At 60.4% G+C, this 21,871-nt stretch carries 22 protein-coding genes; 13 read left to right on the top strand and 9 right to left on the bottom strand.

The window, feature by feature from the left end; all coding sequences use genetic code 11:
* Nucleotides 1-112: 112 nt before the first annotated feature.
* A complete protein-coding gene (gene greB, locus ACJ8PE_RS21020) occupies nucleotides 113-586 on the bottom strand; it encodes a transcription elongation factor GreB (RefSeq protein WP_033645289.1) in 474 nt (157 codons plus the stop codon).
* A gap of 230 nt (nucleotides 587-816) precedes the next feature.
* Here greB and cbpA point away from each other — a divergent pair, with 230 nt between their 5' ends.
* From cbpA to envZ, 4 genes are all read left to right on the top strand, one after another.
* Nucleotides 817-1,779, top strand: coding sequence for a curved DNA-binding protein (gene cbpA, locus ACJ8PE_RS21015; RefSeq protein WP_033645288.1), 963 nt, complete (start codon nucleotides 817-819; stop codon nucleotides 1,777-1,779).
* Between the two features lie 5 nt (nucleotides 1,780-1,784).
* Entirely contained in the window at nucleotides 1,785-2,090 is a 306-nt protein-coding gene (locus ACJ8PE_RS21010; protein WP_004930739.1) for a chaperone modulator CbpM, read from the top strand.
* 256 nt (nucleotides 2,091-2,346) lie between these two features.
* Entirely contained in the window at nucleotides 2,347-3,066 is a 720-nt protein-coding gene (gene ompR / locus ACJ8PE_RS21005; protein ID WP_004709363.1) for an osmolarity response regulator transcription factor OmpR, read from the top strand.
* A complete protein-coding gene (gene envZ / locus ACJ8PE_RS21000; protein WP_033645286.1) occupies nucleotides 3,063-4,433 on the top strand; it encodes a two-component system sensor histidine kinase EnvZ in 1,371 nt (456 codons plus the stop codon). The genes ompR and envZ overlap by 4 nt, the downstream gene beginning before the upstream one ends.
* A gap of 32 nt (nucleotides 4,434-4,465) precedes the next feature.
* On the opposite strand, the gene ACJ8PE_RS20995 is transcribed toward envZ, so the two are convergent.
* The 7 genes from ACJ8PE_RS20995 to ACJ8PE_RS20965 form a co-directional block, all read right to left on the bottom strand.
* Nucleotides 4,466-4,945: a type II toxin-antitoxin system VapC family toxin gene (locus ACJ8PE_RS20995; protein WP_042785502.1), complete on the bottom strand. Its 480-nt coding sequence runs from the start codon at nucleotides 4,943-4,945 to the stop codon at nucleotides 4,466-4,468.
* Nucleotides 4,942-5,205, bottom strand: coding sequence for a FitA-like ribbon-helix-helix domain-containing protein (locus ACJ8PE_RS20990; RefSeq protein WP_004930730.1), 264 nt, complete (start codon nucleotides 5,203-5,205; stop codon nucleotides 4,942-4,944). The genes ACJ8PE_RS20995 and ACJ8PE_RS20990 overlap by 4 nt, the downstream gene beginning before the upstream one ends.
* A 126-nt stretch (nucleotides 5,206-5,331) precedes the next feature.
* Nucleotides 5,332-6,951: a phosphoenolpyruvate carboxykinase (ATP) gene (gene pckA, locus ACJ8PE_RS20985; protein WP_015379308.1), complete on the bottom strand. Its 1,620-nt coding sequence runs from the start codon at nucleotides 6,949-6,951 to the stop codon at nucleotides 5,332-5,334.
* A 194-nt stretch (nucleotides 6,952-7,145) separates the two neighbouring features.
* Nucleotides 7,146-8,024, bottom strand: coding sequence for an Hsp33 family molecular chaperone HslO (gene hslO / locus ACJ8PE_RS20980; RefSeq protein WP_197793263.1), 879 nt, complete (start codon nucleotides 8,022-8,024; stop codon nucleotides 7,146-7,148).
* A gap of 25 nt (nucleotides 8,025-8,049) precedes the next feature.
* A complete protein-coding gene (hslR, locus tag ACJ8PE_RS20975) occupies nucleotides 8,050-8,457 on the bottom strand; it encodes a ribosome-associated heat shock protein Hsp15 (RefSeq protein WP_033645283.1) in 408 nt (135 codons plus the stop codon).
* Nucleotides 8,454-9,134: a GMP/IMP nucleotidase gene (gene yrfG, locus ACJ8PE_RS20970; protein ID WP_025304546.1), complete on the bottom strand. Its 681-nt coding sequence runs from the start codon at nucleotides 9,132-9,134 to the stop codon at nucleotides 8,454-8,456. Before yrfG ends, hslR begins: the two co-directional genes overlap by 4 nt.
* Nucleotides 9,135-9,233: 99 nt before the next feature.
* On the bottom strand, nucleotides 9,234-11,369 hold the full coding sequence (locus tag ACJ8PE_RS20965; RefSeq protein WP_033651741.1) for an intracellular growth attenuator family protein: 2,136 nt from the start codon (nucleotides 11,367-11,369) through the stop codon (nucleotides 9,234-9,236).
* 445 nt (nucleotides 11,370-11,814) lie between these two features.
* On the opposite strand from ACJ8PE_RS20965, the gene nudE reads away from it, so the two are divergent.
* The gene (gene nudE, locus ACJ8PE_RS20960) at nucleotides 11,815-12,369 is read left to right on the top strand and encodes an ADP compounds hydrolase NudE (RefSeq protein WP_033645281.1); all 555 of its coding nucleotides are present in this window, start codon (nucleotides 11,815-11,817) and stop codon (nucleotides 12,367-12,369) included.
* A gap of 51 nt (nucleotides 12,370-12,420) precedes the next feature.
* Here nudE and mrcA read toward each other — a convergent pair whose 3' ends face one another.
* Nucleotides 12,421-14,979, bottom strand: coding sequence for a peptidoglycan glycosyltransferase/peptidoglycan DD-transpeptidase MrcA (gene mrcA, locus ACJ8PE_RS20955; RefSeq protein ID WP_033645280.1), 2,559 nt, complete (start codon nucleotides 14,977-14,979; stop codon nucleotides 12,421-12,423).
* A 121-nt stretch (nucleotides 14,980-15,100) separates the two neighbouring features.
* On the opposite strand from mrcA, the gene pilM reads away from it, so the two are divergent.
* From pilM to ACJ8PE_RS20915, 8 genes are all read left to right on the top strand, one after another.
* Nucleotides 15,101-15,934, top strand: a complete 834-nt coding sequence (pilM, locus tag ACJ8PE_RS20950; RefSeq protein ID WP_033651740.1) for a type IV pilus biogenesis protein PilM — start codon at nucleotides 15,101-15,103, stop codon at nucleotides 15,932-15,934.
* On the top strand, nucleotides 15,934-16,473 hold the full coding sequence (locus ACJ8PE_RS20945; RefSeq protein WP_197793265.1) for a PilN domain-containing protein: 540 nt from the start codon (nucleotides 15,934-15,936) through the stop codon (nucleotides 16,471-16,473). The genes pilM and ACJ8PE_RS20945 overlap by 1 nt, the downstream gene beginning before the upstream one ends.
* Nucleotides 16,466-16,960 carry a hypothetical protein gene (locus ACJ8PE_RS20940; protein WP_197793266.1) on the top strand — a complete coding sequence of 165 codons (495 nt, stop codon included), beginning with the start codon at nucleotides 16,466-16,468 and terminating at the stop codon, nucleotides 16,958-16,960. Before ACJ8PE_RS20945 ends, ACJ8PE_RS20940 begins: the two co-directional genes overlap by 8 nt.
* A complete protein-coding gene (locus tag ACJ8PE_RS20935; protein WP_197793267.1) occupies nucleotides 16,953-17,312 on the top strand; it encodes a HofP DNA utilization family protein in 360 nt (119 codons plus the stop codon). The genes ACJ8PE_RS20940 and ACJ8PE_RS20935 overlap by 8 nt, the downstream gene beginning before the upstream one ends.
* Entirely contained in the window at nucleotides 17,309-18,553 is a 1,245-nt protein-coding gene (gene hofQ / locus ACJ8PE_RS20930; RefSeq protein WP_197793268.1) for a DNA uptake porin HofQ, read from the top strand. The genes ACJ8PE_RS20935 and hofQ overlap by 4 nt, the downstream gene beginning before the upstream one ends.
* Nucleotides 18,554-18,902: 349 nt before the next feature.
* Complete coding sequence (gene aroK / locus ACJ8PE_RS20925) at nucleotides 18,903-19,424, top strand: shikimate kinase AroK (RefSeq protein WP_004391482.1); 522 nt, start codon at nucleotides 18,903-18,905, stop codon at nucleotides 19,422-19,424.
* A gap of 106 nt (nucleotides 19,425-19,530) precedes the next feature.
* Complete coding sequence (aroB, locus tag ACJ8PE_RS20920; protein ID WP_046687922.1) at nucleotides 19,531-20,631, top strand: 3-dehydroquinate synthase; 1,101 nt, start codon at nucleotides 19,531-19,533, stop codon at nucleotides 20,629-20,631.
* A gap of 156 nt (nucleotides 20,632-20,787) precedes the next feature.
* Nucleotides 20,788-21,801 carry an SPOR domain-containing protein gene (locus tag ACJ8PE_RS20915; RefSeq protein ID WP_033645274.1) on the top strand — a complete coding sequence of 338 codons (1,014 nt, stop codon included), beginning with the start codon at nucleotides 20,788-20,790 and terminating at the stop codon, nucleotides 21,799-21,801.
* Nucleotides 21,802-21,871 lie beyond the last annotated feature (70 nt).

Here is a 21,871-nt window from a genome sequence, read left to right as displayed (position 1 = left end):
TATACGGATTGATCGCGGAAAATGCCAGCGGAGCGGGCCGCCGCCGCGCGGCCGCGGCGTGGAGAACAGCTCAGGCGGCGGCGTTGGCGGCGGTTCGGAAAAAGCTGAAAGCTTACTTCGGGTAGTTTATCTCGTTAACGTACCACTGCGCCTCGCCCAGCGGGGTATTGACGGTGGCGACGTCCCCGACCTCTTTTTTCAGCAGGGCGCGCGCCATCGGCGCATCGATGGAGATGTAATCCTTGCGGCCGAAAATCTCATCGTAGCCGACGATGCGAAAACGTTTGATCTCGCCGTCGTCATTCTCCACCTCCACCCAGGCCCCGAAGAACACTTTGCCTTCCTGCTGCGGGGAGTAATCGACGATCTTCAACTGCTCCAGGCATTTGGTCAGATAGCGGACGCGGCGATCGATCTCGCGCAGCCGCTTCTTGTTGTATTGGTAATCGGCGTTTTCGCTTCTGTCGCCCAGGCTGGCGGCCCAGGTCACTTTCTTGGTCACCTCGGGGCGTTCTTCGCGCCAGAGGTAATCCAGCTCTTGTTTGAGCTTGTCATACCCTTCACGGGTTATCAGTTGAGTTCTCATCGTGATTTATCTTTATGGGGCCACCGCCACAGTGTACGTGAATGCGGAGGGCTTTAAAAATGGCGCGCGGGCCTGCGCCTTGTCGCACGGTTTTTATTCAGTTTGCGCAGCTTTTAACAATCGGGAGTATGCTTAGCGATAGCGGAAAAAGAATGTGACGAAAGGAGGATATCTGGCGAGAGAGACAAGGAATTTTGGCGCACAACCCAACACATTGAAGGTATTACCGCATGGAATTTAAAGATTACTACGCCACGATGGGCGTTGAGCCCAACGCCGATCTGAAAACCATCAAAACGGCTTACCGCCGGCTGGCGCGTAAATATCACCCTGACGTGAGCACCGAAGACGACGCCGAGAGCAAGTTCAAGGAACTGGCCGAAGCCTATGAGGTACTGAAGGACGACGAGCGCCGCGCCGAGTACGATCAGATCCGGCTGCATCGCAACGATCCGAACTTTGGCCGCCAGGCGCGCGGCGATCACGGCGGCTATCAGCAGAGCGCCTCATGGCACGGCGGCGGCGCCGACGCGCAAGACTTCTCCGACTTCTTCGAGAGCATGTTCGGCGGGCGAGCGGCGGGCGGGCACCGTTCCGCTTCGCATTCGCACGGCGGGCATGGCTTCCGCGGCCAGGATCTGGAGATGGAGGTGCCGCTGTTCCTCGAGGAAACGCTGCATGGTCAAAGCCGCGAGATTTCCTACAAGCTGCCGGTGTACGACGAACTGGGGCGGCAGGTAAGCGAAGCCAGCAAGACGCTGAACGTGAAAATTCCGGCCGGCGTGGGCGACGGCGAGCGCATTCGCCTCAAGGGGCAGGGCGTTGCCGGCGTGGGCGGCGGCCAGAACGGCGACCTGTATCTGGTTATCCGCCTCGCGCCGCACCCGCTGTTTGAGATAGACGGCCACAACCTGAGCATCGTGGCGCCGCTCGCTCCGTGGGAGGCGGCGCTCGGCGCCAGCATTGAGGTGCCGACGCTGACCGGCAAAATCGCGCTGACCGTGCCGGCCGGCAGCCAGAGCGGCAAACGGCTGCGGGTCAAAGGCAAAGGGCTGGCGGGCAAGAAAGAGCCCGGTGACCTGTACGTTATTCTCAAGGTGGTGATGCCGCCGAAGCCGAACGAGAAGGCCAGCGCCCTGTGGCGGGAACTGGCTGAACAGGCGGCGTTCAACCCGCGCGCGGAATGGGAGTAAAGCAGATGATGAAAAAAGAGATCACTTTCACCGTGGTGGAATTGTGTCAGAGGGTGGAGATTTCAGAGGACGAGCTGGTCGAGATCGTCGGCCTGGGCGTTATCGTGCCGCTGGAGCCGGCGCAGCCGCGCTGGGAGTTTGATTATCCGGCGCTGAGCCATCTGCAGCGCGCACGCAGGCTGCGGGCGGAGCTGGATCTGGACTGGCCGGGGATCGCCATGGCGCTGACGCTGCTCGACCGGGTTGATGCGCTACAGCAAGAGAACCGACAGCTGCGCAGGCAGCTGGCGCGTTTCCTGCAAACTTCCTGACCCGAGAGCTGAACGCCACCGGGCGCTTCCCGGTGGCGAAATTGCACAAAATTGGGCCGTCGCCCCACATTGCGCCGATAAAGGGCGAAATTTTGACAAACCCCCGTCGACATTCACTGAAAATTGTTGATAAATGGGGAAAAGAATAAGCTTTGTAACAATTTCGTCTAGAATACATACCATTAAACGCTGTCTCAAATGGCAAGGTTTTCTAACAATATTCGAGTCAGGCAATAAAGCCTTTGGGAGTAATACCATGCAAGAGAATCATAAGATCCTGGTTGTCGATGATGACATGCGCCTGCGCGCGCTTTTAGAACGTTATTTAACCGAGCAGGGCTTCCAGGTTCGCAGCGTTGCCAACGCTGAGCAAATGGATCGCTTGCTGACTCGTGAATCCTTCCATTTGATGGTGCTCGATCTGATGTTGCCGGGCGAAGACGGCCTGTCCATCTGCCGCCGCCTGCGCAGCCAGAGCAACCCGATGCCGATCATTATGGTCACCGCGAAAGGCGAAGAGGTCGATCGCATCGTGGGCCTGGAAATCGGCGCCGATGACTACATTCCTAAACCGTTCAACCCGCGTGAGCTGTTGGCTCGTATCCGCGCGGTGCTGCGCCGTCAGGCGAACGAACTGCCGGGCGCGCCTTCGCAGGAAGAAGCGGTGATCGCTTTCGGCAAATTCAAACTGAACCTCGGCACCCGCGAGATGTTCCGCGAAGACGAGCCGATGCCGTTGACCAGCGGCGAGTTCGCGGTACTGAAGGCGCTGGTCAGCCACCCGCGTGAACCGCTGTCGCGCGATAAGCTGATGAACCTGGCGCGTGGCCGCGAATACAGCGCCATGGAGCGCTCCATCGACGTGCAGATCTCTCGTCTGCGCCGTATGGTTGAAGAAGATCCGGCGCATCCGCGTTATATCCAGACCGTGTGGGGTCTCGGCTACGTCTTCGTCCCGGACGGCAGTAAGGCATGAGGCGATTGCGCTTTTCACCGCGTAGCTCGTTTGCCCGAACCCTGTTGTTGATCGTCACCTTGCTGTTCGTCAGCCTGGTGACGACCTATCTGGTGGTGCTGAACTTCGCCATCCTGCCCAGCCTGCAGCAGTTCAACAAGGTATTGGCCTACGAAGTGCGTATGCTGATGACCGATCGGCTGCAGCTGGAGGACGGCACGCTGCTGGAGGTGCCGCCGGCGTTCCGCCGTGAGATCTACCGCGAACTGGGCATCTCTCTCTACACCAACTCGGCGGCGGAGGAGAGCGGCCTGCGCTGGGCGCAGCACTACCAGTTCCTCAGCCAGCAGATGGCGCAGCAGCTCGGCGGGCCGACCGATGTGCGGGTGGAGGTGAACAAGAACTCCCCGGTGGTGTGGCTGAAAACCTGGCTGCAGCCCGATATCTGGGTGCGCGTGCCGCTGACGGAAATCCACCAGGGCGATTTCTCGCCGCTGTTCCGCTATACGCTGGCGATTATGCTGCTCGCGATCGGCGGCGCCTGGCTGTTTATTCGTATTCAAAACCGCCCGCTGGTGGAGCTGGAACATGCGGCGCTGCAGGTGGGCAAGGGCATTATTCCGCCGCCGCTGCGCGAGTATGGCGCTTCCGAAGTGCGGTCGGTGACTCGCGCATTCAATCAGATGGCGTCGGGCGTCAAACAGCTGGCGGATGACCGCACCTTGCTGATGGCCGGGGTCAGCCATGACCTGCGCACGCCGTTGACGCGCATCCGCCTGGCGACGGAGATGATGAGCGCCGAAGACGGCTATCTGGCCGAGTCGATCAATAAAGACATCGAAGAGTGCAACGCCATCATCGAGCAGTTCATCGATTATCTGCGCACCGGGCAGGAAATGCCGACCGAAAGCAGCGATCTGAACGCCATTTTAGGCGAAGTGGTCGCGGCCGAGAGCGGCTATGAGCGGGTGATTGAAACCGCGCTGTCGCCGGGCGAGCTGATGATGAACGTGCATCCGCTGTCGATTAAACGGGCGGCGGTGAATATGGTGGTGAACGCGGCGCGTTACGGCAACGGCTGGATCAAGGTCAGCAGCGGCCGTGAGCTGCAGCGCGGCTGGTTCCAGGTGGAAGATGACGGCCCGGGCATCAAGCCGGACGAGTTGAAGCACCTGCTGCAGCCGTTCGTACGCGGTGACAGCGCGCGCAGCACCAGCGGCACCGGCCTGGGGCTGGCGATCGTACAGCGTATTATCGACGCACATGACGGCGAACTGGATATCGGCACCAGCGAGCGCGGCGGGCTATTGATCCGCGCTTATATTCCGTTGCCGATGGAGAAAAAAGAGTCGACCAACGGCCATCAAACGGCCAGGGAAACCGCCTGACTTCTGATGTGGGCCGCGCCGCTGCGGCCCCGTCAGGACTTTCTGCTCATCACGTAGTATTCCGCCGCATCCTCATGCAACCGGCGGCCGGTCGGCGCCTGCCACGGATCGATTAATTCGATGCCGCAGTGGAGGAAGTCTTTGGTATTGCGGGTGGCCAGGGCGGCGCCGTAATGCAGGCAGGTGGCCGCGATTTGGGTATCGGGCACGCTCATCGCTTTACCCAACAGCCGATTCCTTGCCGTCAATTCCGCGTATTGCATCGCGCACAGCCCATCAAACGGCAATATCTGCCCCTCGAACTTCAATTCAATGGCGTCCGCCAATTTCAGCTTGAGATCCCGCTGGCGCTTGTCGTCGGGCATGCAGGCCACGCCGCTGAACAGTTCGGCGAGGACAATGGCGCTGAGATAGAGCTCGTCATTGTCCTTTTCATTTAACCAGTTAATGACGTTGTAGTACGGGCTGGGACGCAGCGTTTCTGAAATGACGTTGGTGTCGATAATGATCATGCGTTGTCATCTTCATCATCAAAGGTGACGATGCGTGGCGGCACGGCGTCACGCGGTGGGATCTCCAGCTCAACGCCGCCGAATTCGGCGAAGTGCTGATGCATCCAGGTACCCAATCCATAGCGCGGCGGCTTTTTCACCAGCGCCTGTTTCAGGATCATGCGCGCTTCCTCTTCCATGGAATGGCCGTTTTTCGCCGCTGAGATACGCAGCAGCTCTTTGATTTCGTCGTCCAGATTTCTGACGGTGATAGTAGCCATTGAAACCTCCTTTGCTATCAATGATTGCATTGACTTATTTTCTAGTCTTGCCGATTAAAAAGCAATCAATTGAAATAAAAAAAGGCGCGGGATCCGCGCCTTAGCTGAAGGGGTAACGCTACCGAATTACAGCTTCGGGCCGGCGCTGACCAGCGCGGCACCCGCAGGCGTGTCGGTGTATTTGTCGAAGTTGGTGATGAAGCGCTCGGCCAGATCCTGCGCTTTTTCCTGCCACTGCTCGAGGCTGGCGTAGGTGTTGCGCGGATCGAGGATCTCCGGGTTCACGCCAGGCAGCGCGGTCGGCATCGCCAGATCGAAGATAGGCAGGGTAACGGTTTCCGCCTTGTCGATTTCACCGCTCAGGATGGCGTCGATGATGCCGCGCGTATCTTTGATCGAGATGCGTTTTCCGGTGCCGTTCCAGCCGGTGTTGACCAGGTAAGCCTGGGCGCCGGCGGCCTGCATGCGTTTCACCAGCACTTCGGCGTACTGCGTCGGGTGCAGCGACAGGAATGCGGCGCCGAAGCAGGCGGAGAAGGTTGGCGTCGGTTCGGTTACGCCGCGCTCGGTGCCGGCCAGCTTGGCGGTGAAGCCGGACAGGAAGTGGTACTGAGTCTGGTTGGCGGTCAGGCGCGATACCGGCGGCAGCACGCCGAAGGCGTCGGCGGTCAGGAAGATCACCTTGGTGGCGTGACCCGCCTTGGACACCGGCTTGACGATGTTCTGGATATGGTAGATCGGGTAAGAAACGCGGGTATTCTCGGTTTTCGAACCGTCGTTGAAGTCGATGCTGCCGTCGGCCAACACGGTGACGTTTTCCAGCAGCGCATCGCGTTTGATGGCGTGGTAGATGTCCGGCTCGGCTTCTTCAGACAGCTTGATGGTCTTGGCGTAGCAACCGCCTTCGAAGTTGAACACGCCGTCGTCGTCCCAGCCGTGCTCGTCATCGCCGATCAGCTGACGCTTAGGATCGGTGGAGAGGGTGGTCTTGCCGGTGCCGGACAGGCCGAAGAACACCGCCACGTCGCCTTTCTCGCCCACGTTGGCCGAGCAGTGCATCGAGGCGATGCCTTTCAGCGGCAGCAGGTAGTTCATCATCGAGAACATGCCTTTCTTCATTTCGCCGCCATACCAGGTGCCGCCGATCAGCTGCATGCGCTCGGTCAGGTTGAAGGCGACGAAGTTCTCCGAGTTCAGGCCTTGCTGCTGCCAGTTCGGGTTAGTGCATTTGGCGCCGTTCATCACCACGAAGTCCGGCTCGAAGTCTGCCAGCTCTTCGTCGCTCGGGCGGATAAACATGTTTTTCACGAAGTGCGCCTGCCAGGCCACCTCGGTGATGAAACGCACTTTCAGGCGCGAGTCGGCGTTGGCGCCGCAGAAGGTATCCACCACGAACAGGCGCTTGCCGGACAGTTGCTCGGTGACCAGGTGTTTCAGATCGGCCCAGACTTCCGGGCTGAGAGGTTTGTTGTCGTTTTTGCCTTTGCCCTGATCGGCCCACCACACGGTATCGCGGGTGATGTCGTCGCGGACGATGTATTTGTCTTTCGGCGAACGGCCGGTGAAGATGCCGGTATCGACGGAGACGGCACCCAGCTTGGTGACTACCCCACGCTCAAAACCTTCCAGAGATGGGTCTGTTTCTTCCTTAAACAGCAGTTCATAGCTCGGGTTGTGAACGATTTCGCTAACGTCGTGAATGCCGTAAGCGGCCAGATCCTGAGGGGTTATACCTTTAACGCGCATGTTACTACTCCTTGGTCACAGAATTTCTGGCGGCAATTGTAGGGATCTAACGGTGCGTAACCGCGATGGGTATCAAATATTTAACGTTTTAGGCGGTATTTCGTTACGATCTGAGAGATAGCACACGGAAAAAAGCAAACGTGCAAACGGCGGGCGTTGGCGGGCGCCGGGCGCGCCCGCCGAAAGGGTGTAACTTAGTGCAACTGGTCGCTTTCGCCGGTATTACCCGCATACAGCGCGGCAACATCAACCGGGTCAAAGACATAGTGGCTGCCACAGTAGTCGCAGTGCATGTCGATATTGCCGTCCTGCTCCAGCATGTCCGCCACTTCGTCGGTCGGCAGGGTCAGCAGCGCGTCGGCGCAACGCTGGCGAGAACAGGTACAACGGAATTGCACGTCCTGCGGTTCATACAGGGTGACTTCTTCCTGATGATACAGACGGTACAGCACCTCGTTGGCCGGCAGGCCGAACAGCTCTTCGCTTTTGACCGTGTTGGTCAGTTGCACCAGGTGATCGAAATCATCGAGGTTGCCGTCTTGCGCCGGCAGCACCTGCAGCAGCATGCCGGCCGCCGCGGCATTGCCTTCCACTTCGCCGGTGCGGATGAACAGGCGGGTCGGCAACTGTTCAGACTGGCGGAAGTAGGCTTCCAGGCATTCGGCCAGAGTTTCCCCTTCCAGACCGACCACGCCCTGATAGCGCTCGCCTTCCGTTGGGGAAATGGTGATGACCATGACGCCGTTGCCGATCATCTGATGCAGGGTGCTGTCGTCGGCGATAGGCGCCTGGGTGCGCGCAACGCCGCGCATCTCCTGGCGGTTGTTGCCGTTGATCACCGCCAGCTTCAGCGGGCCGTCGCCTTGCAGCTGAACGGTGATGTCGCCGTCGAACTTCAGGGTTGCGGTCAGCAGACTGGTGGCGACCAGCAGCTCGCCCAGCAGTTTTTGCACCGGCGCCGGGTAGTCGTGGTTGTTCAGGATCTGCTGATAGGTTTCGCTGACGGTAACCAGCTCGCCGCGCACCGCGTAGTTTTCAAACAGGTAACGGTGCAATTGGTCATGGTTGGACATAATCTTCTCTCATTGCGGTGAGGGGTTATTCCTGCTCACCAAATTTAAATTTCATCAGGTCGCGCCGCTCCTTTTTGTCCGGACGTCGGTCCGGATGCGGCATGGTCAACGCGTTCATCTTGCGCGCCAGCGCCATTTTTTCGCGGTTGGCGATGCTGGCTTCGGTTTCCTGATACATTTGCTGCGCCTCGTTGGCGCCGCGGCGTTGGCTGGTCAGCGCCAGCACGATCACCGTACGTTCTTCGTTGCCCTGCCGCAGTTTGAGCTCGGCGTTGAGCTCGACAATCTTGCTCGGCTTGCCGCGCTGGCCGTTGTAATGCACCTTGCCGCCGTCGATCATTTCGCGCGCCAGCGCGCGGGTCTTGTAGAAGCGTGCGGCCCACAGCCACTTATCCAGTCGGACCGCGTCGTCGCGCGTCGCTTTTTCCTTCATGCTTCCCCCTTGGCCAGCGCCGGTATCAGCAGGCGGTAGTCGCGCATCGACGGATGGCGCTGGAAGCTTTTCTCCGCCGTGCTGGAGTCCGGGTTTTGCACGCCCAGGCAGTAACGAATGCCGAAAGTGCGCGCCGCGTCGAGGATCGGCTCGCCGTCGTCGACAAACAGCGTGCGCTGCGGGTTGAATCCGGTGTGCTGTTGCACTGCCTGCCACAGACGCTGATCTTCTTTCGGATAACCAAATGTGTGGGTGGAAAACAATAAATCAAGGTGCCGATCGAGGCCGGTATGCTCGATTTTCACCGCCAGGCTGTGCGGATGGGCGTTGGTCAGCAAAATGGTTTGCAGGCCGGCGTCGCGCAGCGCCCGTAAAAAAGGCTCGGTGTCTTCGCGCAGCCGGGCGCGGCTGCCCACTTCGCTGGTCATGCGGTAAATGTCCAGATCCAGCCGCTCGCTCCAGTAATCGAAGCAATACCAGTTCATGGTGTGCTGCACCGCCTGATATTCCCGCTCGATGATGTGGCGGGCTTCGTCGAACGGAATGGCGCGCCTTTCGCTCAGCGCCTGCGGCACCAGGCTGAGCCAAAAGTGGCTGTCGAACTCCAGATCCAGCAATGTGCCGTCCATGTCCAGCAGCACGGTATCGATCTGCGGCCAATCAAACTCGGGAACCATAAAAACTCCACGGGCGGACCGACGGGCAGTCCGCAGATGAGAATAATAGCGTTAGCGTAGCATAAGCGGATGACAGGGCCGAAGCCCCCGGCGTCAGGTTCAGGCCATCGGCCGCATCGACATCGGATTGAGCTGCGGATTGAAGCAGCTGTCGTAGTAACGCTGGATATCGGCGACGCGGTGCTGATTGATGCGCCGACGCTGCACCAGCCGCCAGGCGTTATAACCCAGGCTGACCACTACGGCCAGCAACAGCAGGCTGGTGCCGAGATAGCGCCACAGGGTGATCATGTCCGGTTCGCTGTGCAACGCCACGTGGCGGGTGCCATTGGCGTCAACGCTGAGGCTGGTGATCACGCCCTGCGCCTGGAATGGGGTATGCAGCAGCAGGTTGGACTGGCGCTGCAGCTCATTCCACTGGTCGAGCGCGTTGTATTCGCTTTGCGGCGTCTGCGGCTGGGGGTGACTGACCCACTGGCGGCCTTCGTCGCTGCGGATCAGGAAACCGCCTGGCGGCGGGCTGTTAAGCGCAGCGGCGGCCAGTCGTGTCTCATTGAAGATGAACGACGAGGTGGCCACTTTGGTCAGGCTTTCCAGCGATTCGGCGCTGACCGGACGAAGCAGGACGTTGACGCCTTGCAGCGCGCCGGATTTGGCGCGTTTCACCAGGCTGCTCCAGTTTTTCGCGTTGCCCAGGTTAACCAGCGCGTTTTTCAGCCGTACGCAGTCGTTTTCCGTCTGGCACAGATCCTGCGTTTTCAGCACGATATCGGAGAAATCGTCCAGCAGGATCATGCCGGATTTCTCGATGGCGCTGGCCAGCTGCGGGTTGACCTTCTGATCGGCGCCGCTCGGATGCAGCTGACCGCTGACCGTCGCCAGCAGAGCTGTCGCTTTGTCTATGACTTCCGATTCCGGCTGCGGCAGCGGGGCGGCGGTGTTCCAATAGATGCCGGAGCAGTCGAACGGCGCAAAATTGACGGCGCCGCCACCGTTGGCCGGCGGCGGGACATAGCACATGCCGCTGCCGCGCACTTTCAGCGTGTCGCCGATGCGCAGCGGCGTGGCCTCCAGCGCCTGTACGCTGGTCACTTCCACTTTTTGTGCGCCTTGCAGCCAGGCCATGCTGAGGGTCAACGGCAGGTTGAGCGGGATATAGATCAGCAGCAGCAGCAGAACCAGCGCCGAGCTGGCGACCAGCACCGCATTGCGGCCCCACTGCTGCAACGGGAAATTCTTCACTTCGTCATGCAGCGACAGGAAGCGCCCCTGCCGCACCACCTGACGGTTGAGATAGACGTCCACATCGGTGGTTTTGCCCAGATCCTGCGTCAGGTACGGTTGCCAGTGCGGCGGATAGATCAGATCGATAATGCCGAGCGAAATATTGCTGATCTGCCCCTGGCCGGATTCGCCGAACAGGCCCCAGCGCTTTGGCGTGCCGCGCAGGCAGTGGATCTCTTTCAACTCGCGCGACGCCGGGCGGCGGAACAGGTTCCACCCTCCCCAGGCGATCATCAGCACCGCCACGAAAATCATCCAGGGGATCACCAGCACCGGGCTGATCAGGCTGAAGAACAGCAGCAGCAGCGCGGCGGAGATGATGACGGCTTCACGGATGCCGTTCGGCCGGTTCAGCGCATGCTCTTCCGGCGTTTCCTTGCGAATGTTCACCAGCTCGACATGCTCGCTCTCTTCCTTGCGGATGGAGGCGTTTTTGGTCGGCGCGGCGGTCACGACCGGCGGCTGCGGCCGGTCGTGGATATGATCTTTCAGCGAGTGCCCATTGAGCGAAATCACCAGCGGCAGCGTCTGGGTTTTGATCACTTCCACATGGTTGTCGGCGGTGATATAGGGTTCCCAAAACGGGGGCAGATGTACCTCTTCAGCGTCGAGGTAATAGCGCCATTTATTGGGATCGTCGCTGGCCAGCCCGTAACGGGTGATGGCGTGCGTCACGGGATAAACGTTATCGCTTTGCGGGGTGAGCGCCAGTTTGGCTGCGGGCAGCGTAGCGCCGCCGCCGGGCAACAGTTTGTTGCTCAGCTTGTTTTGTTGATTGAGGTAGAACTCGACCGCCGCGCGTTCTTCGTCGGTCAGCTTGCGGTGGGCAGGTTTGATAAACGGCAGCGTGCGCGCCAGCGCCGTCGGGTGGCGGGCCTTGAACCACAGGTACAGGCCGGCGGCAATCAGGCAGACAAGCACTAAGGCCAATATCAACACTATTGTGCTCATGCAATCCCCATCTCACACCCGTGAATTTCGCCAACCTGATGAAAAGCTGAATATTATACGGAGTAAACCGCCAGGAGGCACCCAGAACTAATGAGGGAACAAACAGATTTTCGCTTTGGATCTCATTCCTTCATGAAGCAAGGTCATTTTATCACTGATTCTTGCCTGCGTGATACTAGCAACCGGCCTCTGCCGTCGATATCGGCATTATCCTATTTTCATGCGCGCTGTTTGCTGAATCAGTGCAGAAAATCGCCCGCGGCTGGCGACGCTTGTTAAAAGAAAGTAAATTACTGTTCATGCGCGTTGCGGCCGAGCTTGCCCTTAACGCACAATGTGATCAAGATCGAATTTGGTCAGCGTTTGAGCGCCAACGAGCCGTGCGTTACGCCAATCATTTTTTCGGTTGCCCTGTCCGCGCCTGGGCAACCTCTTTGAGGCAATCATGGATAAACACCTGCAAAAACCTAAAATTCTGAAAGTGGAAACGGTCGCGCGTTCGCGTTTGTTCAACGTCGAGTCGGTCGATTTGGAATTCAGCAACGGTGTGCGGCGGGTGTATGAGCGCATGCGGCCTTCGGATCGCGAAGCGGTGATGATTGTGCCGGTGATTGGCGATGACCTGTTGCTGATCCGCGAATATGCGGTGGGCACTGAATCCTATGAGCTGGGCTTCCCGAAAGGGTTGATCGATCCCGGCGAGGGGGTGCTGGAGGCGGCCAACCGCGAGCTGATGGAAGAGGTGGGATTCGGCGCCAGACGCTTTGATTTCCTCAGCAAGCTGACGATGGCGCCATCCTACTTTTCCAGCAAAATGAATATCGTGCTGGCGCACGATCTCTACCCGCAGAGCCTGGAAGGGGACGAACCGGAACCCCTGCCGCAGGTGCGCTGGCCGATCGCCAACATGATGGCGCTGCTGGCGGAACCGGATTTCCGTGAGGCGCGCAACGTCAGCGCGCTGTTCCTCTCCGAGGCGTTTCTGCGCGCTTCGCGCTGAGACGCTTCGCGCCGCATAAAAAAAGGGCCAGATTTCTCTGGCCCTTTTCGATCAGAACAGCTCGTGGCTTTCGCCGCCCGGATCGGTCAGCGTGGTGCCGGTATCGCGCGATGGGTAGTCCGTCGGCTGCGTTCCTTCGATAAAGTACTCGGAACGGCTGCCGCCGCCACCGCCAGAGAGCTTGCCGCTGCTCTTGTCGATGGTGACGCTGATGATGCCCGGCGGCGGCGTGACTTTCTGCTCCGGAATGCCTTCCAGCGCGATCTTCATGAAGTCGTCCCACGCCGGCTGGGCGCTCTTGGCACCGCCTTCGCCGCCGGAAATCTGATCCGGGATGGCGCCGGACACCGTCGAACGGCCCAGATCGCGGCGGTGATCGTCGAAGCCGATCCACACCGACGTCACGGTATCCGGGCCATAGCCGGAGAACCAGGCGTCTTTGGAACTGTTGGTGGTACCGGTTTTGCCGCCGATATCATGACGTTTCAGATCGCGCCCGGCGCGCCAGGCGGTGCCCATCCAACCCGGTTCACCGAAGATGTTGCTGTTCAGCGCGTCGTGGATCAGGAAGGCCAGCGGCGTGCTGATCACGTGCGGCGCATACTGTTGGTCGCCGTCCTGCTGCACCTGAGCCGGGGTTACCTGCTCCAGCTGCGGCATCGGCACCGTGCTGTTGCTGCCTTCCTGCGAGGTGGCGACGTTTTCGATGTTGTCATCGGACAGCACGGCCGAACGGTGAGTATCACCGTAGATCACCGGCAGGTTGCAGCTGCTGCAAACCACTTTAGGTTTGGCTTCGAACACCGTATTGCCGTTGTCGTCTTCAATTTTGGTGATGAAGTACGGATCGACCAGATAACCGCCGTTCGCCAGCACCGCGTAACCGCGCACCAGCTGCATCGGGGTGAAGGAAGCGGAGCCCAGCGCCAGCGATTCGGTATGCACGATGTTCTGTGCCGGGAAGCCGAAGCGCTGCAGATATTCCGCCGCGTAGTCGACGCCCATCGCACGCATCGCGCGCACCATCACCACGTTCTTCGACTGCCCCAGCCCTTGACGCAGACGAATCGGGCCATCGTAGGTCGGCGGCGAGTTCTTCGGCCGCCAGTCGGTGCCGGCGCCGGCATCCCAACGGGTGATCGGCAAGTCGTTCAGGATGGTGGCCAGCGTCAGGCCTTTATCCATCGCGGCGGTATACAGGAACGGTTTGATGTTCGAGCCCACCTGACGCAGGGCCTGCGTGACGCGGTTGAACTTGCTCTGGTTGAAATCGAAGCCGCCGACCAGCGCTTTCACCGCGCCGTCGTTCGGGTTGATGGAAACCAGCGCCGAGTTGACGTCCGGCACCTGCGACAGCCACCAGGCCTCGTTCACTTTACGCACCCAGACCTGCTGGCCTGGCTGCACCACGTCGGTGACGCGTTTCGGCGTTGGGCCTTGCTGAGTGTCTGAACGGTATGGGCGCGCCCAGCGCATGGTGGCCATCGGCAGGGCAATGCTGCTGCCGTCGGCCAGCATCGCCGTCGCTTCCTGCGGGTTGGCGGCGGTGATGACCGCCGGCGCCAGCGGGCCGTAGTTCGGCAGGTTTTTCAGCGAGTCGACAATCTGTTTGCGATCCCAGGCCGCTTCGCCGACTTTCCACAGCACGTTTGACGGGCCGCGATAGCCGTGGCGCATGTCATAGGCCAACACGTTATTGCGCACCGATTCCTGCGCCGCCAGCTGCAGCCGTTTGGTCACGGTGGTGTAAACCTTATAACCGTCGGTATAGGCGTTTTCACCGTAGCGCTTGATCATCTCCTGACGCACCATCTCGGAGAGATACGGGGCGGAGAAGCTGATTTCCGGCGCATGGTAGTTGGCGACCAAATCTTCAGAACGCGCCTGATCGTACTGCGCCTGCGTGATGTAGTGTTCGTCCAGCATGCGCGACAGCACTACGTTGCGACGGGCAACGGCGCGATCGTGCGAATAGAGCGGGTTGAAGGTGGACGGCGCTTTCGGCAGGCCGGCGATGGTCGCCATCTCGCTCAGGGTGAGCTGGCTGACGTCCTTGCCGAAATAGACCTGCGCGGCGGCGCCCACGCCGTATGCGCGGTAACCCAGGTAGATCTTGTTCAGATACAGCTCAAGGATTTCATCTTTGGTCAGCATCTGCTCGATGCGTACCGCCAGGAAGGCTTCCTTGATTTTACGCATCAGGGTGCGTTCCGGGCTTAAGAAGAAGTTACGCGCCAGCTGTTGGGTAATGGTGCTGGCCCCCTGGGAAGCGTGGCCGGAGACCAACGCGATGGAGGCCGCGCGGAAGATGCCGACCGGATCGACACCGTGGTGATCATAGAAGCGGCTGTCTTCGGTGGCGATAAATGCGTGCACCATCACCGGCGGAATTTGATCCAACTTCAGCGGAATGCGGCGCTTCTCGCCGTACTGGGCGATCAGTTCGCCATCGGCGCTGTAAACCTGCATCGGTATCTGCAGCCGCACGTCTTTCAGCGTTGCGACGTCGGGCAGCTGCGGCTCGACATATTTGTACAAGCCGAAAATCGAGGCTGCTCCCAGCACGATGCAACATACTGCAAGGATTAGTAAATACTTTACGAACTTCACCTGAGATTTCCCATTTCTAAGTCATTTGGGCAGTTTATAAACAACCGCGCGGTAGTATAAAGGCAAGCCTGCGACATGGATATGTTCTTTTATCATCGGATGTTATGGAGGCTTGTGAAACATGTTCCCTCAAGCATGGCAGGTGGGGCTGGATATACAAATCGACTGCGTGCGGGCGCTGGCGGTCCAACGCCGCCGCAACGGCTGGCAACTGCGTCACTGGTGGCAACAGACGCTGCCGCAGGCGGTTTTACGCGACGGCTGCCTGGCACCTTCCGAAGCCCTGATCCGGGCGCTGCGGCAATGGCGCGTCCAACTGCCGCGACATATTTCCTTACGCATTGCCCTGCCGGCGCAGCGGGTGTTGCAACAGTGCATGGCGCAGCCGGACGCGCGGCTGCGCGAGCCGGAACGCAGCGACTATATCGTTGGCCACGGCGTGAAGCAGTTCCCACTCGACGGCCAGACGCTGGCGCTCGACTATCGCGCTGCGCCGGCGGAGGGGGCGGCGCTGCTGTTGACCGCCGCGCGGCGGCAGGAGCTGCAGCAGTGGCTGCACTGTCTGCGCCAGGCGGGCCTGCATCCGCAAGCGGTCGATATTACGCCCTGCGCGCTGCGGATGATGGCGACGGCGGCGGGCGTGCCGCACACCGCGGGGCTGATGCATCGTCTCGAGCGAGAATGGCTGTGGGTGGCGCCGGCCGACGGCGCGTTCGCGTTCGGGCTGACGCCGGGCGACGATGACGCGCAGGCGCTGCGGGCGCTGCAAGCCCAGATGCCGGCGGACGATGATCGACCGGTCTATGCCGGCAGCGTGCTGGCAGGAGCCTTGCCCGTCGGCTGCCTTTCCTGGTCGCCGCTCAGCGCCTTCACGCAGCTGCGTCCGCCGTTGCCCGTGCATCCCTCAGCGTTCGCGTTGGCCGGCGGTCTGGCGCTGCGCGAGGAGGACCGCTGATGTACCAGGTCAACTTTTTGCCCTGGCGGCAACGTCGCGATCGGCGGCGCGGCTGCTTCTGGCTGGGCGTGTTGCTGTTGCAGATAACGGTGTTGTTGCTGGCAGGGGGCCTCGTCGCCGGCCAACTGCGTCATCAACAGGCGCAGCGCCAGGAGCGGCTGGCGCTGTTGGAAGAAGAGCTGGCGGCAGTGACGCTGCTCGTCCGTCAGCAGCAGCAAGAGCGGGCGCAACGGGCGCGATACAGCGCCCTCGCTGAACGGCAGGCGCGCAATGCCCAACATAACCGGCGTTATTTGCAACTGCTGCAGCAACTCTCCTCCTGCCTCCCCCCACCGCTGTGGCTCACGGCGTTGGACAGCGATGCGGCGAACGGCCTGCGGCTGCGTGGATTGAGCCGTTCTCCTGCCGCCATTTCGCAGTTCGAACGGCGGCTGGCGGGGATTCCCGCGTTACCGCGGCTGCGTTTGGCGGAGGTGGCGCAACGCGACGACGGCCTGTACGCCTTTCATCTGGTGGCGCAATGGGGGCGTGATGGATAACCGTTTGCCATCCGGGCTGCGCTTCTTGCTGGGCCTGTCGGGCCGGCGATTGCTGGCCGCGCAATGGCTGGGCATCGGCACGTTGGCGTTGTTGGGCGGGGGCTGGATGCTGCAAGACGAATGGCGTCAGCGGGAAAGTGCGACAGAGAGGCAACAGCGCCTGCTGCAACAGATCGCCGTGGCGCAGCGCCAACTGGACGAGGCGCCGGTCGCCCTGATACCGCCGACGCCGCTCGCTCCGGCCGCCACCGGCGATCTGACGAACGGGCTGCAACGGGCGGGGGGCGCCTTATTGCGCTGGCAGCGGCAGGAAAAACCACCGCGGCAGACGCTGAGCTTGCGCATTGACTACCCCGGTTTGTTGGCGATGCTGGAGGCGCTGCCCGCCGATTTGCGTCTCGAACAATTGGGCGTGGAGACGCCGCCGCAGGGCATGACGGCGCGGTTGGTTTTACAGGATGCCGCCGAGGAGCTGGCCGATGAGTAAAAGATCCGGCCGTTGGTGGTGGCTGCTATGGCCGTGGGCCTTATGCGCCGAACCGCGCGACCCGTTTGCGCCGCCTCCGATGCCTGCTTGCGCCCAGACAGAGACATCCCCGGCGGGCTGGCGATTGAAAGGCGTCATCGGGCAACCGACGCAGCGCTATGGCTGGGTGGTGACGCCGGCGGGGCAATGGTTGCGCCTGCGGCCGCAACAACGGGTGCTTGCCGAGCGCTGGCAGGTGACGCAGGTGCAGGCGCGCAGCCTGACGTTGAAGGCGCTGACGGCCGATCCGGAGTGCCCGACGAGCCGCGACGACATATCGCTGATGATCGACGACAAGGATGACAAATCATGAAAGGACGCGCTGGACTGGGCTTGGCGCTAGGGTGTTTGGCGCTCGGCGCCGCGCAGGCTCAGGATAAACAGATAATCTCATTGGAGTTTCAGGATGCGCCGGTCACGGTCATCCTGCAGGCCTTGGCGGATTATCGGCAGATGAACCTGATCGCCGCGCCGGGCGTGAGCGGCAACCTGACGCTGCGGCTGGAGGATGTGCCCTGGCCACAGGCGCTGGCGCTGACCCTGCGTATGGGCAAACTGACGATGACGCGGGAGGGTAACGTGATGCTGATCTCCCCGGAGCCGGATGCGCGGGAAAAAAGACAGCAGCAAGAGGCGCTGGCGCAGCGGCAACCCTTGCACAGCCTGACGATGACCGTGCAAAACGGCGATGCGGCGGAAATTGCCGAAAGCCTCAACGCCCAACGTGGCGCCTTGCTCAGCGAGCGTGGCAGCGTGTTGGCGGATAAACGCACCAATACGCTGCTGCTCCGCGACACCGCGCCGATTGTGGCGCAGTTGAAAAAGCGGATAACGGAAATGGATGCGCCGCTGGCACAGGTGCAACTGGCGGCGCATATCGTGACCATCAACAGCGAAAGCCTGCGTGAGCTCGGCGTGCGTTGGGGATTGGCGCCCGACGACAGGCCGGCGCGGCCGCTGCGGCCGGGCAATATCGGCGTTAACCTGCCGTTGGAGCGCAGCGTGGTGAACGCCGGTTTCCATCTGGCGCGCATCAGCGGGCGTTTGTTGAGCCTGGAACTCACGGCGCTGGAGCAGGAAAATCAGGTGGAGATCATCGCCAGCCCGCGTCTCCTGACGGCGCATCTGCAAACCGCCAGCATCAAGCAAGGGACGGAGATCCCTTATGAAGTGTCCAGCGGCGCCAGCGGTGCGACCGCCATCGAGTTTAAAGAGGCGGTGCTGGGCATGGAGGTGACGCCGAAGGTGTTGCCGGACGGGCGCATCACGCTGACGCTGCAGATCAGCCAAAATATGCCGGGGCGCGCCATCAGACGAGGGGCCGGAGAGGCGTTGACCATCGATAAACAGGAGATTAAGACGCAGATCACGGTGAAAAACGGCGAAACCCTGGTGCTCGGCGGCATTTTTCAACGGCATCGCGGCAAGACGGCGGACAAGGTGCCGGGATTGGGGGATGCGCCGCTGCTGGGAGGCTTGTTCCGGCAGAGCGGCGCACAACAGAAAAAACGCGAGCTGGTGATCTTTATTACGCCGACCCTGATTAAGGGATAAGCGGCGGCCTGTCGGCCGGGCGGCAAATCGCCTAAAGTTGATGAGCAGATACACTTTTTTATCCCCTTGGGGGGATCTGCGTTTGACGCTGCGGCCGATTTAGCTTACAAGGGTTACCGAATTGAGCACCGAGGTTTTTTGTTAGCGCCAAGACGCCGTTAAAAACATATGGTTTCCCTCCCGCGGCGTGGATTGCGATTTATTCGGTTGCCAAACTACCAAGAGTGTTGAGATAATTTTTCGTCTGATCTCGCACTATCGCTCATGAGGTTTCAGTTTAGGTCCCGCCGCTGATTTGATTGGCGGGGCGGGTTAACATTAACGAATTGTCTTAGTAATACCGAAAAACATGGCAGAGAAACGCAATATCTTTCTGGTTGGGCCTATGGGTGCCGGCAAAAGCACTATTGGCCGTCAGTTAGCTCAGCAACTCAATATGGAGTTCTTCGACTCCGATCAAGAAATTGAGCGACGTACCGGAGCTGACGTGGGCTGGGTATTCGACGTGGAAGGGGAAGAAGGTTTCCGCGATCGTGAAGAAAAAGTCATTAATGAACTGACGGAAAAACAAGGGATTGTGTTGGCGACCGGCGGCGGTTCGGTGAAGTCGCGCGAAACGCGCAACCGTCTGTCCGCGCGCGGCGTGGTGGTTTATCTCGAAACCACGATCGAAAAGCAGTTGGCTCGTACCCAGCGTGATAAAAAACGCCCGCTGCTGCAGGTTGATTCTCCGCCGCGTGAAGTGCTGGAAGCTTTGGCGAAAGAACGCAATCCGTTGTATGAAGAGATTGCCGATGTCACCATTCGCACCGACGATCAGAGCGCTAAAGTGGTTGCCAACCAGATCATCAACATGCTGGAAAGCAACTGATTGCCGATTTTCGCGTTCGCCGTCGGCTAATGCGGAATACTGATTTGTGTTCCCCGCCGTTGCGGGGATCAACCACCGCCGTACCATACAGAGAACTAAGCGCGACATGGAGAGAATTACTGTAACGCTTGGGGAGCGCAGCTACCCGATTACCATCGCCGCCGGATTGTTTGACGATCCGGCTTCTTTTATGCCGTTAAAGGCGGGTGAACAAGCGATGTTGGTCACCAACCAGACCCTGGCGCCGCTCTATCTGGAGCGTGTCCGGCAGGTGCTGGAGCAGAGCGGCGTCGTGGTGGATCAGGTGATTCTTCCCGATGGTGAGCAGTACAAATCTCTGGCGGTGTTGGAGCAGGTGTTTTCGGCGCTGCTCGAAAAACCGCACGGGCGCGATACCACGCTGATCGCGCTCGGTGGCGGCGTTGTCGGCGATCTGACCGGCTTCGCCGCCGCGTGCTACCAACGCGGCGTGCGCTTCATTCAGGTTCCCACCACGCTGCTGTCGCAGGTGGACTCCTCCGTGGGCGGCAAGACCGCCGTCAACCACCCGCTCGGCAAAAACATGATCGGCGCTTTCTATCAACCCGCTTCGGTGGTGGTTGATCTGGATTGCCTGAAAACGCTGCCGACGCGTGAACTCTCTTCCGGCCTGGCCGAAGTCATCAAATACGGGATCATCCTCGATCGCGAGTTTTTCGTCTGGTTGGAACATAACATCGATGCGCTGATGGCGTTGGATATGCAGGCGTTGGCCTACTGTATTCGCCGCTGCTGCGAGCTGAAGGCCGAGGTGGTGGCCGCAGACGAACGCGAAAGCGGTCTGCGCGCCCTGTTGAATCTGGGCCATACTTACGGCCATGCTATCGAAGCCGAGATGGGCTACGGCGTGTGGCTGCACGGTGAGGCGGTGGCTGCGGGCATGGTGATGGCGGCGGAAACCGCGCACCGTCTCGGCCAGTTCTCCGTTGAAGACATCGAGCGCATCAAAGCGCTGCTGCTGCGCGCCGGCTTGCCGGTCTGCGGGCCGCAGGAAATGACGCCGGAATCCTACTTGCCGCACATGTTGCGCGACAAGAAAGTGCTGGCGGGGGAACTGCGTCTGGTGTTGCCGACCGCGATCGGTGCGGCGGAAGTGCGCGGCGGCGTAGGGCATGAGCTGGTGCTGGCGTCGATCGCCGCCTGCTTGCCTGAGCGGAAGCGTAATTAAATCGGACTAAGTAACAGTGGCTTAGCCGCCATTAGCATCTATATTAATACAGTGAGCAGAGCACGACGGGTGTCGCTTTGCCATCATCGGGTTAATCCGCCCGTGCCACGGTAGGTCTACGGTGGTGGGCTTTTGCCTCTAGTTGGAGGGTTTCAGATGGACGAGTTTAAACCGGAAGACGATCTCAGACCTGATAGCAGCGATCGTCGTCCTACGCGTTCGCGCAAGCCGGCCGCCGCGCCGCGCTTCGCCGTTTCGCGCCAGCATTTGATGATTGGCATCGGCATTTTGGTGCTGCTGCTGCTGATTATCGGCATCGGTTCAGCCCTGAAGGCGCCGACCAAACATGAAGCGGCGCAGGAGAGCGGCGCGCAAAACGGCGCGGCCCGCGATATCAATCTGTCCGGTTCTTCGTCGCTGACCACCGCCAATAACGGCGTGCCGGGCGGCACGACGGATACCCACGATAATAACGGCGTGAGCGCGACTCAGCCGCAGCAACCGCAGAACGTCAGCGTTCCGCCGATCTCCGGCACGCCGACCGAAGCGCAAACGCAGCCTCAGCAAGGCGGTGCGCAGCAGCGCGTCGATTTGCCGGGCAACATGGCGGATGCGCTGTCGCAGCAGCAGGGGCAGGTTGACGCCGCTACGCAGGGCATGACCGGCGCAGCGTCGACGTTGCCGACCGCACCGGCGACGGTGATGAGCGGCGCCGCAGCGCGCGAAGCGACGCGTCCTGTGCAGGGCACTGCCCCGCAACAGCATAAAACGCCGGCGAAAACCGCCGCCGCCAAACCGACCGCAACGCAGCATAAATCACCGACTACGGTGTATACGCCGCCGGCCAAACCGTCTTCCACCGCGAAAGCGGGAGCGGTCGCCAGCAGCGGCAGTTCTGTGCAGTCTGCGCCGGGCAGCCACTATACCTTGCAACTGAGCAGCGCTTCGCGTTCCGATACGCTGAACGCCTACGCCAAACAGCAGAAGCTGCAGAATTACCTGGTGTATGCCACCAAGCGTGACGGCAAGCCGTGGTACGTGCTGGTGAGCGGCAACTATGCGTCTTCTGCTGAAGCGAAGCGCGCCATTGCTTCGTTGCCGGCCGATGTGCAGGCGAAAAAACCATGGGTTCGACCTGTACACCAAGTGCAGCAAGATCTTAAAAAATAAATCATTTAAATTTGTGCGCTGATGTGCTGTCTGAAACAGAGTACAATCCGCCGCTCTGAATTGTATAAGT

The sequence above is a fragment of the Serratia sp. CY74737 genome, assembly GCF_052166775.1.
GTDB lineage: Bacteria > Pseudomonadota > Gammaproteobacteria > Enterobacterales > Enterobacteriaceae > Serratia > Serratia ureilytica.
This window is presented reverse-complemented; position numbering and strand designations above follow the sequence as displayed.

What these genes read in the sequence shown, in the direction of transcription:
- ACJ8PE_RS20935 (WP_197793267.1), top strand. Translation starts at nt 16,953, where the DNA reads ATGAGTAAAAGATCCGGCCGTTGGTGGTGGCTGCTATGGCCGTGGGCC.
- ompR (WP_004709363.1), top strand. Translation starts at nt 2,347, where the DNA reads ATGCAAGAGAATCATAAGATCCTGGTTGTCGATGATGACATGCGCCTG.
- hslO (WP_197793263.1), bottom strand. Translation starts at nt 8,024, where the DNA reads ATGTCCAACCATGACCAATTGCACCGTTACCTGTTTGAAAACTACGCG.
- ACJ8PE_RS20945 (WP_197793265.1), top strand. Translation starts at nt 15,934, where the DNA reads ATGTACCAGGTCAACTTTTTGCCCTGGCGGCAACGTCGCGATCGGCGG.
- hofQ (WP_197793268.1), top strand. Translation starts at nt 17,309, where the DNA reads ATGAAAGGACGCGCTGGACTGGGCTTGGCGCTAGGGTGTTTGGCGCTC.
- pckA (WP_015379308.1), bottom strand. Translation starts at nt 6,951, where the DNA reads ATGCGCGTTAAAGGTATAACCCCTCAGGATCTGGCCGCTTACGGCATT.
- ACJ8PE_RS20940 (WP_197793266.1), top strand. Translation starts at nt 16,466, where the DNA reads ATGGATAACCGTTTGCCATCCGGGCTGCGCTTCTTGCTGGGCCTGTCG.
- ACJ8PE_RS20965 (WP_033651741.1), bottom strand. Translation starts at nt 11,369, where the DNA reads ATGAGCACAATAGTGTTGATATTGGCCTTAGTGCTTGTCTGCCTGATT.
- cbpA (WP_033645288.1), top strand. Translation starts at nt 817, where the DNA reads ATGGAATTTAAAGATTACTACGCCACGATGGGCGTTGAGCCCAACGCC.
- greB (WP_033645289.1), bottom strand. Translation starts at nt 586, where the DNA reads ATGAGAACTCAACTGATAACCCGTGAAGGGTATGACAAGCTCAAACAA.
- aroK (WP_004391482.1), top strand. Translation starts at nt 18,903, where the DNA reads ATGGCAGAGAAACGCAATATCTTTCTGGTTGGGCCTATGGGTGCCGGC.
- envZ (WP_033645286.1), top strand. Translation starts at nt 3,063, where the DNA reads ATGAGGCGATTGCGCTTTTCACCGCGTAGCTCGTTTGCCCGAACCCTG.
- nudE (WP_033645281.1), top strand. Translation starts at nt 11,815, where the DNA reads ATGGATAAACACCTGCAAAAACCTAAAATTCTGAAAGTGGAAACGGTC.
- aroB (WP_046687922.1), top strand. Translation starts at nt 19,531, where the DNA reads ATGGAGAGAATTACTGTAACGCTTGGGGAGCGCAGCTACCCGATTACC.
- ACJ8PE_RS21010 (WP_004930739.1), top strand. Translation starts at nt 1,785, where the DNA reads ATGATGAAAAAAGAGATCACTTTCACCGTGGTGGAATTGTGTCAGAGG.
- pilM (WP_033651740.1), top strand. Translation starts at nt 15,101, where the DNA reads ATGTTCCCTCAAGCATGGCAGGTGGGGCTGGATATACAAATCGACTGC.
- ACJ8PE_RS20915 (WP_033645274.1), top strand. Translation starts at nt 20,788, where the DNA reads ATGGACGAGTTTAAACCGGAAGACGATCTCAGACCTGATAGCAGCGAT.
- ACJ8PE_RS20990 (WP_004930730.1), bottom strand. Translation starts at nt 5,205, where the DNA reads ATGGCTACTATCACCGTCAGAAATCTGGACGACGAAATCAAAGAGCTG.
- yrfG (WP_025304546.1), bottom strand. Translation starts at nt 9,134, where the DNA reads ATGGTTCCCGAGTTTGATTGGCCGCAGATCGATACCGTGCTGCTGGAC.
- hslR (WP_033645283.1), bottom strand. Translation starts at nt 8,457, where the DNA reads ATGAAGGAAAAAGCGACGCGCGACGACGCGGTCCGACTGGATAAGTGG.
- ACJ8PE_RS20995 (WP_042785502.1), bottom strand. Translation starts at nt 4,945, where the DNA reads ATGATCATTATCGACACCAACGTCATTTCAGAAACGCTGCGTCCCAGC.